The organism is Bacillus glycinifermentans (genome assembly GCF_001042475.2).
In the GTDB taxonomy this organism is placed as follows: domain Bacteria; phylum Bacillota; class Bacilli; order Bacillales; family Bacillaceae; genus Bacillus; species Bacillus glycinifermentans.
In genome coordinates this window covers 83718-98485 of record NZ_LECW02000005.1, presented here as the reverse complement: position 1 = coordinate 98485, position 14768 = coordinate 83718, and the positions used below count along the sequence as shown (strand labels likewise).

16 protein-coding genes are annotated in these 14768 nt (G+C 48.3%); 5 read left to right on the top strand and 11 right to left on the bottom strand.

From position 1 onward, the window contains the following. Positions 1–9: 9 nt before the first annotated feature. The gene (locus AB447_RS06395) at positions 10–1083 is read right to left on the bottom strand and encodes a M42 family metallopeptidase (RefSeq protein ID WP_048355222.1); all 1074 of its coding nucleotides are present in this window, start codon (positions 1081–1083) and stop codon (positions 10–12) included. Positions 1084–1221: 138 nt separating this feature from the next. Here AB447_RS06395 and AB447_RS06390 point away from each other — a divergent pair, with 138 nt between their 5' ends. Beyond that, positions 1222–1536 (top strand): PepSY domain-containing protein, encoded by a 315-nt coding sequence (locus AB447_RS06390; protein ID WP_048355223.1) that lies wholly within the window; start codon positions 1222–1224, stop codon positions 1534–1536. Between the two features lie 39 nt (positions 1537–1575). Here AB447_RS06390 and AB447_RS06385 read toward each other — a convergent pair whose 3' ends face one another. The 3 genes from AB447_RS06385 to trmB form a co-directional block, all read right to left on the bottom strand. After that, positions 1576–3273 carry an NAD-dependent malic enzyme gene (locus AB447_RS06385; RefSeq protein ID WP_172796326.1) on the bottom strand — a complete coding sequence of 566 codons (1698 nt, stop codon included), beginning with the start codon at positions 3271–3273 and terminating at the stop codon, positions 1576–1578. Positions 3274–3350: 77 nt separating this feature from the next. Next, positions 3351–4196 (bottom strand): YtnP family quorum-quenching lactonase, encoded by an 846-nt coding sequence (locus AB447_RS06380; RefSeq protein WP_048355225.1) that lies wholly within the window; start codon positions 4194–4196, stop codon positions 3351–3353. 84 nt (positions 4197–4280) lie between these two features. Then, a complete protein-coding gene (gene trmB, locus AB447_RS06375) occupies positions 4281–4922 on the bottom strand; it encodes a tRNA (guanosine(46)-N7)-methyltransferase TrmB (RefSeq protein ID WP_048355226.1) in 642 nt (213 codons plus the stop codon). A gap of 181 nt (positions 4923–5103) precedes the next feature. On the opposite strand from trmB, the gene AB447_RS06370 reads away from it, so the two are divergent. Beyond that, positions 5104–5382: a YtzH-like family protein gene (locus AB447_RS06370; RefSeq protein WP_048355227.1), complete on the top strand. Its 279-nt coding sequence runs from the start codon at positions 5104–5106 to the stop codon at positions 5380–5382. Here AB447_RS06370 and AB447_RS06365 read toward each other — a convergent pair. The 4 genes from AB447_RS06365 to thpR form a co-directional block, all read right to left on the bottom strand. Continuing rightward, positions 5377–6180, bottom strand: a complete 804-nt coding sequence (locus tag AB447_RS06365; protein WP_048355298.1) for a phosphotransferase family protein — start codon at positions 6178–6180, stop codon at positions 5377–5379. The genes AB447_RS06370 and AB447_RS06365 overlap by 6 nt on opposite strands. 360 nt (positions 6181–6540) lie before the next feature. Next, positions 6541–7461: a YegS/Rv2252/BmrU family lipid kinase gene (locus AB447_RS06360; RefSeq protein ID WP_048355228.1), complete on the bottom strand. Its 921-nt coding sequence runs from the start codon at positions 7459–7461 to the stop codon at positions 6541–6543. Between the two features lie 52 nt (positions 7462–7513). Next, the gene (locus AB447_RS06355; RefSeq protein WP_048355229.1) at positions 7514–8458 is read right to left on the bottom strand and encodes a hypothetical protein; all 945 of its coding nucleotides are present in this window, start codon (positions 8456–8458) and stop codon (positions 7514–7516) included. Between the two features lie 20 nt (positions 8459–8478). Next, the gene (thpR, locus tag AB447_RS06350) at positions 8479–9057 is read right to left on the bottom strand and encodes an RNA 2',3'-cyclic phosphodiesterase (protein ID WP_231592060.1); all 579 of its coding nucleotides are present in this window, start codon (positions 9055–9057) and stop codon (positions 8479–8481) included. A 137-nt stretch (positions 9058–9194) separates the two neighbouring features. Here thpR and cysK point away from each other — a divergent pair, with 137 nt between their 5' ends. Continuing rightward, the gene (cysK, locus tag AB447_RS06345) at positions 9195–10124 is read left to right on the top strand and encodes a cysteine synthase A (protein ID WP_048355230.1); all 930 of its coding nucleotides are present in this window, start codon (positions 9195–9197) and stop codon (positions 10122–10124) included. A 54-nt stretch (positions 10125–10178) separates the two neighbouring features. Here cysK and AB447_RS06340 read toward each other — a convergent pair whose 3' ends face one another. After that, positions 10179–10634, bottom strand: coding sequence for a DUF2691 family protein (locus AB447_RS06340; protein ID WP_048355231.1), 456 nt, complete (start codon positions 10632–10634; stop codon positions 10179–10181). A 6-nt stretch (positions 10635–10640) separates the two neighbouring features. Then, positions 10641–12032, bottom strand: coding sequence for a dipeptidase PepV (gene pepV, locus AB447_RS06335; RefSeq protein WP_048355300.1), 1392 nt, complete (start codon positions 12030–12032; stop codon positions 10641–10643). A 107-nt stretch (positions 12033–12139) separates the two neighbouring features. Between pepV and AB447_RS06330 the strand changes: the two genes are divergently transcribed. After that, positions 12140–13447, top strand: coding sequence for an NCS2 family permease (locus AB447_RS06330; protein WP_048405849.1), 1308 nt, complete (start codon positions 12140–12142; stop codon positions 13445–13447). A 234-nt stretch (positions 13448–13681) separates the two neighbouring features. After that, positions 13682–13903 (top strand): DeoR family transcriptional regulator, encoded by a 222-nt coding sequence (locus AB447_RS06325; protein ID WP_006636141.1) that lies wholly within the window; start codon positions 13682–13684, stop codon positions 13901–13903. A 96-nt stretch (positions 13904–13999) separates the two neighbouring features. Here the strand turns inward: AB447_RS06325 and AB447_RS06320 are convergent, their stop codons facing one another. After that, positions 14000–14710 carry a pseudouridine synthase gene (locus AB447_RS06320; RefSeq protein ID WP_048355232.1) on the bottom strand — a complete coding sequence of 237 codons (711 nt, stop codon included), beginning with the start codon at positions 14708–14710 and terminating at the stop codon, positions 14000–14002. Between the last annotated feature and the right edge of the window lie 58 nt (positions 14711–14768).

The following is a 14768-nucleotide window of genomic DNA, read 5'->3' as shown; positions in this document are numbered from 1 at the left end:
TTCATCATTTTAGTCGGCTTGCAAAATCGATTTGACCAAAGAGCTGTCACACGCTTTTACCAAACGAATGATCAATTCTTTCGCAGCCAGGTAATCGTCAACATGAATGATCGAGGCCGATGTGTGAATGTACCTTGAACAGATTCCGATAACGGCTGAAGGAATTCCTTCGTTTGAAATGTGGACGCGTCCTGCATCCGTTCCGCCTGCAGAGACGAAATATTGATACGGGATATCGTTCGATTCGGCCGTATCCAGCACGAAGTTTCTCATTTCGCTGTGGGTTACCATGGAACGGTCGAAAATCCTCAGCAGCACGCCTTTGCCGAGCTGGCCGAATTCGTTTTTGTCCCCGCTGGAGTCGTTTGCCGGACTTGCATCAAGCGCGAAAAACAAATCGGGCTGAATCATGTTTGCCGCGGTCTGGGCGCCTCGCGTGCCGACTTCTTCCTGAACGGTCGCTCCTGAATACAGCGTATTCGGGAGCTCCGTCCCGTGGAGCTCTTTCAGCAATTCGATGCTCAGCCCGCAGCCATAGCGATTATCCCATGCTTTCGCCAATATTTTCTTTTCATTCGCCATCGGGGTGAACGGACAGATCGGGACGATTTGCTGTCCCGGCTTGACACCGATCTTTTCGGCATCTTCGCGGTCATCCGCACCGATGTCGATCAGCATGTTTTTGATATCCATCGGACGCTTCCGCTGTTCATCTGTTAAAAGGTGCGGCGGAGTGCTGGCGATAACACCTGGAATCGGTCCGTTTTCCGTATGAATTTCAACGCGCTGTGCCAAAAGAACCTGGCTCCACCATCCCCCGAGCGTTTGAAACCGGAGCATTCCGTTGTCCGTAATGGAAGTGACCATAAATCCCACTTCGTCCATATGGCCCGCGACCATGATTTTCGGGCTTCCCTCGCGTCCCTTTTTCACGCCAAATACGCTTCCGAGCCTGTCTTGAATGATCTCGTCGGCGTATTTTCGCAGCTCTTTTTTCATAAAAGCCCGGACGTGATGTTCATTGCCGGGAGCGCCGGGAAGTTCGGTCAGCGTTTGAAAAAGCTTTCTCGTTTCCTGATTCATCAGTTTCCCTCATTTCCTATGTATCTCAAACACATTTTACAGCAAGTATACAATATGTTTCCACAGCAGACCCCATCCTTAACAGAGAAGGACATGTTCTGTATAATGGAAAAAAGAAGCCTTGGAGGTGCTATGATTATGAAATTGCGCCATTTTCTCATCGGAGCCGGGATAGGCATCGCCGCAGCCGTCGCTGTCAAACGATATGTCATGACCCCTTATATTTCCTCTGAAAAAGCGCTGCGGATCGTCAAATCGGCTTTTAAGCAGAGGGGACCAATCGACGGTTCCTGGATATATACCGTCCCAGAGCCTTATACCGTCAACGGCGAAACCGTCATCGTCTATAAAACAGGGATCACCCGATCATGTTTAGGAGAGCTTGAACAGTATGAAGTCATGGTTGACGCAAAAACAGGAATGATCGTTGATGTCATTGAGACAGCGGCGTAATGAAAAAAGATGCGGCCATCTGAATGTGCCGCATCTTTGCTATATGGCGCGAATCGGCCGATAAACCGGATACCACATCGCGTCCTGCACCGCCTGGATGATATCCTGGGGCTGTGATGCGGCAACCCCGTCCTGGACGGCCGCTTTAATAACAGCCACAGCGACGGTCGCCGACACCGTCCGCAAATCTTCCACCTGAGGCAGCAAAGCCGCTCCCGGCTTGCCGACATCAACCATATTGGCAATCGCTTCGGCGCTTGCAAAGAACATGTTGTCGGTGATGAGTTTTGCCTTTGAGACGAGCGTTCCGAGTCCGAGGCCCGGAAACACAAAAGCGTTGTTCGCCTGGCCGATGACGTATTCCGTGCCGTTATACTGCACGGGATCAAATGGGCTTCCAGTAGCGACGAGCGCACGCCCTTCCGTCCATGCAATTAAATCCTCCGGCTTTGCCTCTGATAAAGGCGTAGGATTTGACATCGGGAATATCGCCGGGCGTTCGGTATGAGACGCCATTTCTTTTACGATTTTTTCGGTGAATGCGCCTGAGACGGTCGATGTTCCGATCAAAATCGTCGGCTGCACTTTCCTGACGACCTCTTCCAAATCAATCGTTTGTCCGGGACCGTTCCGCTCAAAATCCTTCACTTCATCGGCCGGCCTTGCATAAGGCTTTTGCATGTCCTGCAAATCGTTCATATCGTCCGTCAGCAGTCCGTTCCGGTCGATGCACCAGAAACGGCGGTACGCTTCCTCTTCCGACATCCCCTGTTTGATGAACGCGGACCGGATCTGTTCGGCGTTGCCGATACCCGCCGTACCCGCTCCAAATATCACAATTTTATGGTCTTTCAGCGGAATTTTTGAGATTTTCACGGCCGCCAGCACAGCGGCAAGCGTGACCGCTCCGGTTCCTTGAATATCATCGTTAAAGGTGCATATTTTGTCTTTATATTTTTTCAAAATCCGGCGGGCATTTTGCGTGCCGAAATCCTCCCAGTGCAGCAAGACGCCCGGAAAGGTCTTAGTCGCAATCTCGACATACTGCTCGATAAATGATTCATAACGCTCGCCCCTGATTCGCGAATGCTGGTTTCCGACATAGAGGGGATCGTTTAAGAGCCTCTCCTGGTTCGTACCCGCATCAATCACGACAGGAAGCACCCTGTTCGGGTCAATTCCGGCCGCAGCCGTATAGACGGCAAGCTTTCCGATGGAGATGGCGATCCCTCCGACTCCCCAGTCTCCGATGCCGAGAATCCCCTCGGCGTCAGTAGCCACGATTAAGTCGATCCTATCCTTCTCAGCCGCCAGGTTTTCAAAAGCCGTTTTCATCCCGGCCGGGTCATTGACGGACAAAAACAGACCGCGCGGCTTTCTGTACTCATGGCTGTACTGCTGGATCGCCGTACCGACGGTCGGAGTATAAACGATCGGCAGCATCTCTGTCATATGATCATTCAGCAGCCTGTAAAAGAGCACTTCATTTCGGTCATGAAGAGCGGTCAAATATACGTTTTTGCTTAAGTCATCAGGCTGTGAGAGAAACTGCTTGTAAGCCCGCTTTGCCTGCTCCTCCAATGTCAGCACCTTCGGCGGAAGAAGGCCCGTTAAGCCCAGGGCTTCCCTTTCCTCAAGCGGAAACGCCACCCCTTTATTCAGCATGGGAGTCGAAAGCACTTCAAATCCTCTTAATTTGGTTTCAATGACATGCTCGTTCAGATCTTTGTAGCTCACCCGTAGCCTTCCTTTCACATGTTAATTACCTATAGGATGGATAACATTCGGGTAAACCATTCACAAAAAAAGGAGAACTACTGTTTTTGCCTTTTCACTGAAACTTTGATATCGCCGTTTTCATCCCATTTCAAAGCCCTGTAAGATGCATCATGGTAAAAAATGTACCATGCGTCTTTTTCGGCAGCGGCAGCCTGCCATTTTTGTTTTGCGGCAATCGATGTCATTGGGTAATCGTCATAAGCGAGCACCCATAATGGGTTCCGGTGGGCTTGCGTCGGCATGATGTCAGCCATGTGAAGCGCCGTCTCACCGGAATCTTCGAGAACGATCACAGAGTGGCCGTCGCTATGCCCGCCAGTATGATGCATCGTGATGCCGGGCAGTACGTCAAGCTTTTGCTCAAATGTTGTCACTTGCTGCTGAACCGGTTCCCAGTTCTCTTTCCAATATGTATTTCTTGAACGGATGTTCGGGTTTTTCATCTCTTCCCACTCGATCAAGGACGTATAAATGGCGGCATTCGGAAAAACGGAGACAAGTTTATCCCCTTCATACCGCGTCAAGCCGCAGGCATGGTCGAAATGAAGGTGGGTCATCAGCACCCCGTCAATATCCTCCGCTGAAAGGCCAAGCGCCTGTAACGACTCATCCAGCGAAGATTCTTCCGTCACCCCGAAATTTCTTTTTTGTTTGTCCGAGAGCTTCCCGCACCCGATTCCCGAATCGATCAGCAGATTGGTTCCGTCCTTTTGGACAAGAATCGGATCTGTCCTCAATTCGATCTGATTTTTTTCATTTACATGATATTTTTTTGACCATAGCGGCTTTGGAACAACGCCGAACATGGCGCCGCCGTCCATATGCGTTACGCCGCCGTTCAGCCAGGTCAGCTTGATACCGCCGATGTGTAAAGTTTCCATTATGATCCCTCCCACCTTATCGTAGCAAAAAAATCCGGCCAATTTGTACGCAAAAAAAAACAGACTTTTAGATCGTCTGTTTTTTCATGTTCTCCACTCGGCTTCAACCCTGTAAATCGGCTGGCCTTTGGCAGCAAATTTTTCTTCATATTCCGTCATGACGTTCCCTTCAAAATCGCTCTGATGCAAATCAAGGCTGACGAACGTCAAAACGAGTCCGTATTCGGAAAAGCTCGTCAGGGAATATTCAAATAATCCGCGATTATCCGTTTTAAAGTGAATCGCACCTTTTCCCCCCAAGACGCGCTCGTATTTTTTTATGAAAGCATGGTTTGTCAGACGGCGTTTTTCATGGCGTTTTTTAGGCCACGGATCGGAAAAATTCAAATACACCCGCTCAATTTCCCCTTCCGCAAATACTTCGGAAAGATCGTTAGCATTGATGTTTAAAAGCTTTACGTTCGGCGCCCCCGTCTGCTTTACCTTATCGACCGCCGTTACGATGACGCTTTTAAACAATTCGATGCCGATATAGTTTACATCCGGATGTTTGAGCGCCATTCCTGAAATAAATTGGCCCTTTCCGGTTCCTACTTCGATATGAAGCGGGTTGTCATTTCCAAAAACGGAATGCCATTTCCCTTTATACTGGGACGGGTCGATGATGACAATATCGGAGTTTTCAGCCAAATAATCGTCCGCCCAAGGCTTGTGACGCATTCGCATGTACTTTACACCTCTATCTGTTATATCGTCTAACAACATACCACGAAATCCACCGCCCCGCAAGGCCTCTTGGAGAGACGCGAAAGACCCGGGGCTTTCGACCCCGGGTCTTTCATGTATAAAAAATAAGCGTTCTGAACAATTTAATCCATATATGCAAATGAAGGGAAGAGCTAATATCATGGGATTAAATCAAGAAAATCAAATTCGTCTCTTACAGGACATCCTCTCCGATCATCAGGCGGACTGCACGGGCACCGTCGCCGAATGCGAACAGATGGAACGGATTATTAAGTCGCTGATGGCCAATACACATGTTGATGCAAACCTTAAAGGCATCCTTGAAGACATTTACCTGTACAGCCAGAGAGGGAAATCGACTTCTTCAATCAACGACCATATCTCAGATCACCAGGACCGTCTCACGCAATGGGTCAGAGAAATAGGCTCGTTTTCATGAAGTGCGGAGGAGACGCTTCAGGAGCAAGTGCAGCTGTTCGAGCCCCTGGTTAAAGCCCTCTTGATTTCTTTTCGCCTTTTGCCTGAGCGTTGTCATCGCTGTTTCTGCCAATACGTACCAGGCCATTCTCAGCTTTAGATTGTCCGTTAATGAAGCGCCGTACCGCTCGAGCCAGCTTTCCCATTCCTTCTCCTCAACGTAGTGGTACAGAAGGGGCCCGAGATCTATGGCAGGATCTGCAATCATAGGACCGTCCCAATCGATTAAATAAAGCTGGTTCTGATCTGTAAGAAGCCAATTATTATGATTAATATCGCAGTGGCAGACGACTTTTTCACCCGTCTGAACGTCATCAAGATGGTGCTCAAGGTAAAAGAGCACTTGATCCAGCAGCGGAATCGGATATTGCCGGGCTTGGATAAATTGCTTTAATTGCGTGATCACGGAGCTTGGCTGAAAAGGCTGCTTGCCGAGTCTTTTCAGCATATCCAAAAGCTCTTTGGAGGTGTGAATTTTCCGAAGCATCTCAGCCACCGCCTGGCTGTTCATGTCCTTCGGTTTCAGCTCTCTGCCGCTGAGCCAGTGCTGCGCCGTAATCACATCCCCGTTTTCCATTCGTTTCGTCCAAACGAGCTTAGGAACAATTCCTTCCGCGGACAGGACAGCCAAAAAAGGGGAGCTGTTCCGCTTTAAAAAAAGCTGCTGCCCATTATGTTCTGCATAATATGCGTCTCCTGTAGCTCCTCCTGCGGGGGAAATCTCCCATTCGCTACCTAGTAATTGTCCCAACCAGTTCATATCGATTTTCAACCCATCATTTCATTAAAAGTTTTTAAAAGCATTTGCCTTCCTTGGCCGGAAAACAAGATGCTGTATTGATCATCTCTCTATTAAAATAAAAAGACGGCTATTGAGAGTCATCTGTGCTAAACAATAGCCGTCTTATAAATTTTAGCGCTATACGCCAAACTTCGTCAAGCAAAACTAGAAATTCCCTCCGGCTCGTAAAGAATATGTGTGCCGATGCCGCTTAAGCTGAAGCTTGCCGTTTGCCCAAAGCGTTTTATCGAAAATTTGAAAAGAGCCGCAATATGCCAAAGAGCGCTTGGTATCAGGGAGCTTCAACCGCATCCCAAGTCTCCCTTTCATGCGAATGGTTTATGTTTTTAAGCGGAGCGATTCTTCCCCGGTCTTTACAAAAACAGGCGCTGAACCGATGATCTCCCCGTCCGCCTGGAACAGCACCCGCTCGTTCGTATGAAAATAAATATCTTTCGTCTTAAACGACGTGACCCCGTCTTTACCGATATGTTTGCCGAAAGACATCGCAAATAACAGCGCCGCTTTTTTTAGCACCGGCCGGTCTTCGATGATCGTCACATCTAAAAGTTCTTCGCGCGGATTTGCATCCGGCGCGATCTTCATTCCTCCGCCATAGTATGGATGATTTGAAATCGCCGCAAACCAAACTTTTTTAAACGTCCGCTTTTCGTCTTCGCTTTCAAAAGAAAGGACAAACGGTTTAAACGTAAAGGCGGCGGCCAAAAACAAAAACGGCTGAATCAGATGATTCAATCTGAAAACGGTCGTCCACTTCGGCATGTCAGACATTTTTTTGGCGGCGACAGCGTCAAACCCGATGCTGAGGTGATTGGCAAAATAAAGCTCGTTTGCACTGTCCTTTGTGAGAAAGCTTCCGAGTGCATACGTCCTGGTCAGTGATTTTCCGGCTTTTTTCAGCTCTTTGATGACATCCGATTTTTTAATGGAGAATCCCCTTTTAAAATCGTTTGCAGAGCCTGCCGGGATTACGCTAAGCTGAATGTCCTGGAGGCTGGTCAATCCGTTTAGGACTTCATGGATGGTGCCGTCTCCGCCAATGATAAGCAGGCGCTTCAGCCGGTCATCCTGGATCGTCGATATTTGCCTTGCCAGCACTTCGGCATGCCCCGGATGCTTGGTGATGAACGAGCGGTGCGAAACGTTTGCTTTTTGCAGCTCTTTTTGCAGCGACTTCCATACTCTGAGAGCCGACGATCTTCCTGCTTTTGGGTTAATGATGATATACCATTCACTCATGATTCAATTCTCCATTTTATAATATGAAAAAAGCCGGATAACGTTCAGACGGTTAATCGAGCCATTCCTTTCTGCGCTTTGAATCGGAAACGCCGTGAGCTAACAGAATTTTCGCGGCTTTCAGCTGCCTGTTTTTAATCGGAGCGATGTTTTTTTGCTGTCTCGCGATCCAGTTGCGCCACTCTCTCCGGTCATAAATGTCGATTCCGTACGGAGGTTCGGGGTAATCGATATACGAAGTCCTGCTGAAGATCGCTTTGCGAATCGGCAGGTCAATGTCTGCCCCCTTCAAAAGCCCCGAAAGGACAGAACCGGTTCTGATAAGTTCAGTTGACGGATTTAAAACGGATGTTTCTCTGCCTCGTACGGTTTTTTCCTTCCAAAAACGATTTTTGGAACCGCTAAAGGTGCTTTCCTTATCACCTTCGAGGAAAATTATGCAATAGATTTCAAGCGGCGTTAACAGAATGATGCTTAATTCGACCGTCGCCTGATTCACTTGCAAAACAGGCTTGTACATCAGAAAATACGAATCCGGAAGCTGCTGGGCCAAAATTTGCAGAATTTTATCGTTATGTATTTCCCGGGAAAGGCTGGATATGTCAGAAATCGTCGAGCTTGCCCATTTTAATTGAAATTGATAAAGGTATTCTTTAAAAAATGGAGCAAGCTCTTTTTTGCCGGCGGGGATTTTTGCGATAAAACTTCCGTCCATTTCGGCTTCCAAACCGTTAAACCATTGATCATCGACTTCTCTTCCACTATTCATATCGGATGCTTCTTTTTTTCTTTTTAATGAAAATTTTTTCTTCTTCGTGCCGCCCGTTTCTTCCCGGGCGGCTGCGGCGATCTGAAAACGGCCCGCTTCCTTCTCTTCCGCGATGGCCGTCATTGACTGCCATCGCTGTTTTTTTAAGCGGATGAACTGATTCATATAGTGATAAGGGTCTTGTTCATATCTTGAAATGCAATCCTGTATTTTAATAATCTGTGCCATCGTTGTTTCAACTCCGAATCTTACATTTCTGCTGCTTGATGTCTTGCGCCGAAAGGAAAAACAGTTTTATGCTCGTATTTTGGAACCTTGTCCAGATGCGTCTGAAAAACGGTGAGATTGCGTGCCGTGAACGAAACCTCATCATTCAGCGGATCTAAGCGCCCGTTAAAGGAGGCGGTCCCTTTCCACTTTCTCGCAACCGTCATATGGGGATGAAAAGGCCGCTTCTCAATTTCAAAGCCCGCGCCGGCCGCCGCCTGCTTCACCCGCTCCCTTAATTCAAAAAGAGCGGCGGAATATTCGGGTTCAACATAGAGGATCCTCGGCTCAGACGGCTTGCCGAACGTCCCCGTTTTTTTGAGGCGGAGTTCAAAGGAGTCCGTGTCAGAAGCGATCAGACTTAAGCTTTCTTCAAGGTCCGAAAGCGGCTCACTGTCAGCCGGTCCAAGAAATACGAGCGTAAAATGATAGTCCAAAGGATGAACCCATTTATGAAAAGAAAACTCCGGGCGGCTGCTGATGGAATGATAAAGCGGCTCAGCAAGCTCAGCCGGAAAAGGAATTCCAATAAAAAAATGCGGTTTTACAGACATATGCATGGCATGCCATCCTTCCATTGATCTTCTTACTATTTTAACAAAAAACAAAGGGACTTATAACCTCTCTATTTTTCACTTTTACGGGGTTGTGATAGGATATTGAAAAGAACATGTTTTCTTAGAAAGGGTGCACAAGTGTGAGAGCCGTTCACAATATAGCAGACTTAATCGGAGATACACCCCTCGTTAAATTGAACCGGGTTCAGCCGAAGGATGCGGCACAGGTTTACGTAAAGCTCGAATATTTCAACCCGAGCAGAAGCGTGAAAGACAGAGCGGCATATCAAATGATCATAGACGCTGAAGAAAAAGGCCTTCTGAAGCCCGGGGCTACGATCATCGAGCCGACAAGCGGAAACACGGGAATCGGACTCGCCATGAATGCCGCCGCAAGAGGATATCAGGCGATTCTCGTCATGCCTGATACGATGACGAAAGAACGGATCAACCTTTTAAAAGCGTACGGAGCAGAAGTCGTCCTTACACCGGGGGATGAACGAATGCCGGGAAGCATCAAAAAAGCGCAGGAACTTGCGGAACAAATTCCGGGAAGCTTCATCCCGATGCAGTTTGATAATGAAGCGAACCCCGAGGCCCACCGAAAAACAACCGCTTTGGAAATTGCCCGGGCAATAGAAGAAATCGGCAAACCGCTTGCTGCGTTTGTGGCGACTGCAGGAACGGGCGGCACGATTACCGGAACGGGTGAAAAGCTGAAGGAGCTGTTTCCGAAAATAACGGTCCATGTGGCGGAACCTGCGGGGTCGCCCGTATTATCCGGAGGCAAGCCCGGAAAACATAAACTCGTCGGGACAAGCCCCGGTTTTATCCCGAATATTTTAAACGAAAACGTCTATGATGAAATTTTGAAAATAAACGACGAGGAAGCGTATGAGATGACGCGCAGACTGGCCCGGGAAGAAGGCATTCTTGTCGGCCCTTCCTCAGGTGCGGCTTGCTTTGCCGCGATTGAAACGGCTAAAAAACTGCCGGCCGATCAAATTGTCGTCTGTATGACCGCCGATACCGGAGAACGCTATCTATCAAGCGATTTATTTCAATATTAAAGAAAAACACTTGATTTCGACGTGCGAAATCAAGTGTTTTTTATGTAACAGATTCTATACATGCAGCGCTGTCCTTGCATCATTTTCATCTGTTATATATTCAAAACCGCAAGCTCTTGCATTTCTGTACAACAAGCCAATCTGCTTGTGGTCTTTGCCATAGATGGATACATAACAGGAATCCGCAATGAGAACAATCAGACTGCATTCGCTTTTGATGATCTCTCCATATGTCTCGATTTGCTCAGGATGCTGATTCTTCGGGAATGCTTTCATTTCTGCACAAATCGTATATGACGTGTTTTCCAAGCGTGTTTGCAGCGTTTCACCTTCCACGACGTTTTGATCATCCGGAAAAAGCTCCTCATCTGTCAGCTGTTCGTGTTGAACGATATACCATTCGTATCCATCAAGCAGCCAATCGTACTTAGAAATTCGAATCGGTTGTAACATATCGGATAGAAACCATCCGCCGCGGTTGGGAATTTCAAATGAAACGCCTCTTCTCACTTTGTATCACTTCGCAAGTTCGTATATAGCCTGCGCGTACAAAGATGCCGCCCGCAAGAGGTCGTCAATTTCCATATATTCGTCTTTCTGATGGGCAACGTCGGGGCGCCCGGGGAAGAGCGGGCCGAACGCCACCCCCGCTTGCAGCGACCTCGCGTATGTCGCGCCTCCGATCGAAATCAATTCCGCTTGTTCCCCTGTCTGTTCTTCATATACCCGCTGCAGCGTTTTGATCAGTTCATGGTCTTTTGGAACATGGTGCGGCTTGCTGTCTTTAAAGCTCACAAGCTTTCCGCCTTGTACGCGTTCGAGCGCTTCTTTGACCGGACCGCTCGTTTCTGTCACCGGATAGCGGATGTTGATGCCGACTGTACTTTCTTTTTCTTTCCCGTAAGCGATCCGTCCGACGTTTAAGGTCAGGTCACCGCTGATCTCATCGCTTACGGCGATCCCGAGCTTTTTCCCTCTCGTGTCACCGCTAAAGGCATCTGACACCGCTTTTACAAAATGGCGGCCCGCTGAATCAAGCGCTTGCGTATGTAGAAACTCTGCCAGAATCAGCCCTGCATTGATGCCGTTGTCAGGCTCCATGGCGTGTGCCGATTTTCCGAAAACTTTTATCCTGCAACGGTCTCCGTTTTTCGTAATTCGGCCCTCGGCCCGCTTTTCTTTTACAAAATCGGCAAACGATTGTTCAACATACGGTGTAACCGTTCCGGAAAGGACAGCTTCAGCTTCATCAGGAACCATATTGAAACGGCGCCCTGCCCGAAGCGATTCCAAAACCAATCCCCCGCCGCTTCCGCTATTAGGGCAATCCAAGTGCAAAACTGCGTCAATCAGCCCCTTTTCCGCGTAAATAATCGGAAAGTCGGCATCAGGAGCAAATCCGGCTGAAGGCATTTCTTCGTGTTTAAAATAATGCTCCACACACCGCCAATCGCTTTCTTCATCTGTTCCAATGATCAGCCTGATCCGCTTTGACAACGGAAGATTCAGCTCTTTCACGATTTTCAGGGCGTGAAAAGCGGCCATTGTCGGCCCCTTATCATCGAGCGCGCCCCTCGCATAAATGCGGCCGTCTCTGATGTCGGCGGCAAACGGATCGCTTGTCCATCCGTCTCCGGGCGGGACGACGTCAATATGGCAGAGGATGCCGATGATCTCTTCGCCTTCTCCCCATTCGATATGGCCCGCATAGCCATCGAGGTTTTTCACCGTAAAGCCGTTTGTCTCCCCTTTTTCAAGCAAAGCCGTCAGACATTTGTGAATCCCTTCTCCAAACGGCTTGCCAGGCCCGGCGGTCTTTTCATCTAGAACGCTGTTTATTTTTAAGAAATCCTGTATATCCTGAACAATGCCGTCCTTTCTCTTTTCTACTTCCAGTTCCCAGTTCATCGTTTCATCCTTTCCTTTTATCAGATTCGCGAAAACGACTTGCAAAAATGCCTGTTAACGAATATTATAGATATTGTTTCGTTATAATGTTCGTTATTGGAGGAATTATGTTTAACATAAAAGAAAACAAAACAACAGTTAAAAAAGAAATTCTTGCAGGAATCACAACCTTCTTTACGATGGTTTACATTGTTGTCGTCAATCCGAGCATTCTTTCTGGCACCGGCATTCCCTTTGACCAGGTGTTTACCGCTACGATCATCGCCGCTGTCGTCGGAACGCTCTGGATGGCGCTTGCGGCCAACTTCCCGATCGCGATTGCACCGGGAATGGGGCTTAATGCGTATTTTGCAGTTTCCGTCGTCGGTTCATCAAACGGTGAAATTTCGTATCAAACGGCATTCAGCGCCGTATTCGCGGCAGGGATTCTCTTTATTATCTTATCCTTAACACCGCTCAGAAAACAACTGATCGAAGCGATTCCCGCCAATTTAAAACACGGGATTACCGCAGGGATCGGATTGTTTATCGCATTTGTGGGACTAAGAGGAGCCGGAATCATTACGGCCAATGAAGCCAATTTGATCGGCCTCGGCAACCTGCGCTCGCCGGAAGTCGTACTGACCTTGATCGGGCTTACCTTTTCCGTCGTTCTGATGATCATGAATGTAAACGGCGCTCTGTTTTTCGGGATGCTTTTCACCGGCCTGATCGCCTTTTTCACCGGTCAGCTCCATTTTGACCAAGGCGTTTTATCCATGCCTCATCTGCCTGAAAAGCTGATCATCGCGAATCCTTTGACGGCCTTTTCTGACGTCATCCATTACGGGCTCTATTCGGTCGTCTTCTCTTTTCTGCTCGTCACGATTTTCGATACGACAGGCACGATGATCGGCGTCGCCGAACAGGCGGGACTCATGAAAAACAACAAGCTTCCGAACGCGAGAAAGGCGCTTCTCGCCGATTCGACGGCCACGACGATCGGCGCCATGTTCGGGACAAGCCCGACAACCGCCTATATTGAGTCATCGGCCGGGGTAGCAGCCGGAGGAAGAACCGGGCTGTCGTCTCTGACAGTCGCCGTTCTCTTTGGCGCAGCTCTGTTTTTCGGTCCTCTTGTCGGCGCTGTTTCCGGCATTTCGGCGATAACGTCTCCAGCCTTGATCATTGTGGGAAGCATGATGATCGGAGCCGTCGCCGACATCCGCTGGAAAGAGCTCGACGAGGCGTTCCCGGCTTTTCTCGTCATCCTTGCCATGCCTTTAACATCAAGCATCGCAACAGGGATTTCGCTCGGATTTATTTCATATCCGATCGTGAAAGCCGCGAAAGGAAAATGGCGGGAGATTCATCCGCTCGTCCTGATCTTCGCGATCCTGTTTTTCATCCACCTGTTCTTTTTGCAGGGCCATTAATATAGAAAAAGAGGCTTAGGCGGCAGCCAGCCTCTTGATTTCAAGCGTTTTCGCTTTCGATTTTCATTTTTTCATAATTTTGGTTCCGGCTTTTTTCTGGATATTTCTTTGACACATCGTGTATAATATTTATTGATTATTTTTACGAGTTGTTTGTTAATCGTCCATGCTGCATTTTGGAGTCGTAAGTTGTGGTAGTCAAGTCCATTCGATCATATGATAGGGAGTGGTTGTTTGAAACCTTCAACAAACCGAATGCTAACCAGGATTAAGTCAGTCTACATGTTCATTCAAGAAAAGGGACTCGTTACAACCCAGGAACTGGTTGATGAATTTGGCACTACACCGAGAACAATCCAGCGTGATCTGAATGTGTTGGCATACAACGATTTGGTTCGCAGCCCGAGCAGAGGCAAATGGGAAACAACAAGAAAAAAAGTGAGAATATCTTCATAGAAATGTTCCAGACACAATTGATATAAATAAGACTCACTTTGCTTTGTGAGTTTTTGAAACTGCTTCTAACAAGACACTCAGAGTTTTGAGTGTCTTTTATTTTTTCAGAGCCGCAAGCTCCGATTCCGTCAGCTCTCTGTACTCTCCCGGCAAAAGGTCTGAGTCGAGCGCCACATCTCCCATCTTCAGCCGTTTTAAGTAAGTCACTTCATTGCCGACGGCTTTCAGCATCCGTTTCACCTGATGGAATTTCCCTTCCGTGATCGTCAACAGCAGCTTATGTCTGCCGTTTTCATTTTCCAGAATCACCGCTTTCGCCGGCTTTGTGACATACCCGTCCCCGATATCGACCCCGCTTTCGAGTCTGGCGGCGCAAGCCTCTGTGACCGGCTTCTCGGCATGCACCTCATACGTTTTAGGGACATGCTTTTTCGGCGACAAAAGCTGGTGCGCAAGCCCGCCGTCGTTTGTCAGAAGAAGCAGGCCCTCGGTATCTTTGTCAAGCCTTCCGACCGGAAACGGCGCAAAGTGCAAAAACTCCGGTTCGAGCAAATCGATAACCGTCTCTTCTCGGCTGTCCTCTGTTGCCGACACCACACCCTGCGGCTTGTTCATCATCAAATAAATGAACTCCCGATAATGGACGGGCTCGCCGTATACGGTTACTTCGTCATGATTCGGATCAACCTGTTCTTTCGCATCCTTGACGATTCTGTCTTTTACGCGAACCGCTCCGTTCTTCAGCATTTTTTTCACGTCTTTTCTCGATCCATAGCCGCTGTTCGCGAGAAGCTTATCCAATCTCATAAGGTGATTCCTCCTTAATATAAATAAAAGGCTTTGTTCATTATGCTGTTATGACTTC

Bases quoted from the DNA above. Each gene is read 5' to 3' on its own strand.
- AB447_RS06395 (WP_048355222.1), bottom strand. From the start codon at position 1,083: ATGAATCAGGAAACGAGAAAGCTTTTTCAAACGCTGACCGAACTTCCC.
- AB447_RS06390 (WP_048355223.1), top strand. From the start codon at position 1,222: ATGAAATTGCGCCATTTTCTCATCGGAGCCGGGATAGGCATCGCCGCA.
- AB447_RS06380 (WP_048355225.1), bottom strand. From the start codon at position 4,196: ATGGAAACTTTACACATCGGCGGTATCAAGCTGACCTGGCTGAACGGC.
- trmB (WP_048355226.1), bottom strand. From the start codon at position 4,922: ATGCGAATGCGTCACAAGCCTTGGGCGGACGATTATTTGGCTGAAAAC.
- AB447_RS06370 (WP_048355227.1), top strand. From the start codon at position 5,104: ATGGGATTAAATCAAGAAAATCAAATTCGTCTCTTACAGGACATCCTC.
- AB447_RS06365 (WP_048355298.1), bottom strand. From the start codon at position 6,180: ATGAACTGGTTGGGACAATTACTAGGTAGCGAATGGGAGATTTCCCCC.
- AB447_RS06360 (WP_048355228.1), bottom strand. From the start codon at position 7,461: ATGAGTGAATGGTATATCATCATTAACCCAAAAGCAGGAAGATCGTCG.
- AB447_RS06355 (WP_048355229.1), bottom strand. From the start codon at position 8,458: ATGGCACAGATTATTAAAATACAGGATTGCATTTCAAGATATGAACAA.
- thpR (WP_231592060.1), bottom strand. From the start codon at position 9,057: ATGCATATGTCTGTAAAACCGCATTTTTTTATTGGAATTCCTTTTCCG.
- pepV (WP_048355300.1), bottom strand. From the start codon at position 12,032: ATGAACTGGGAACTGGAAGTAGAAAAGAGAAAGGACGGCATTGTTCAG.
- AB447_RS06330 (WP_048405849.1), top strand. From the start codon at position 12,140: ATGTTTAACATAAAAGAAAACAAAACAACAGTTAAAAAAGAAATTCTT.
- AB447_RS06320 (WP_048355232.1), bottom strand. From the start codon at position 14,710: ATGAGATTGGATAAGCTTCTCGCGAACAGCGGCTATGGATCGAGAAAA.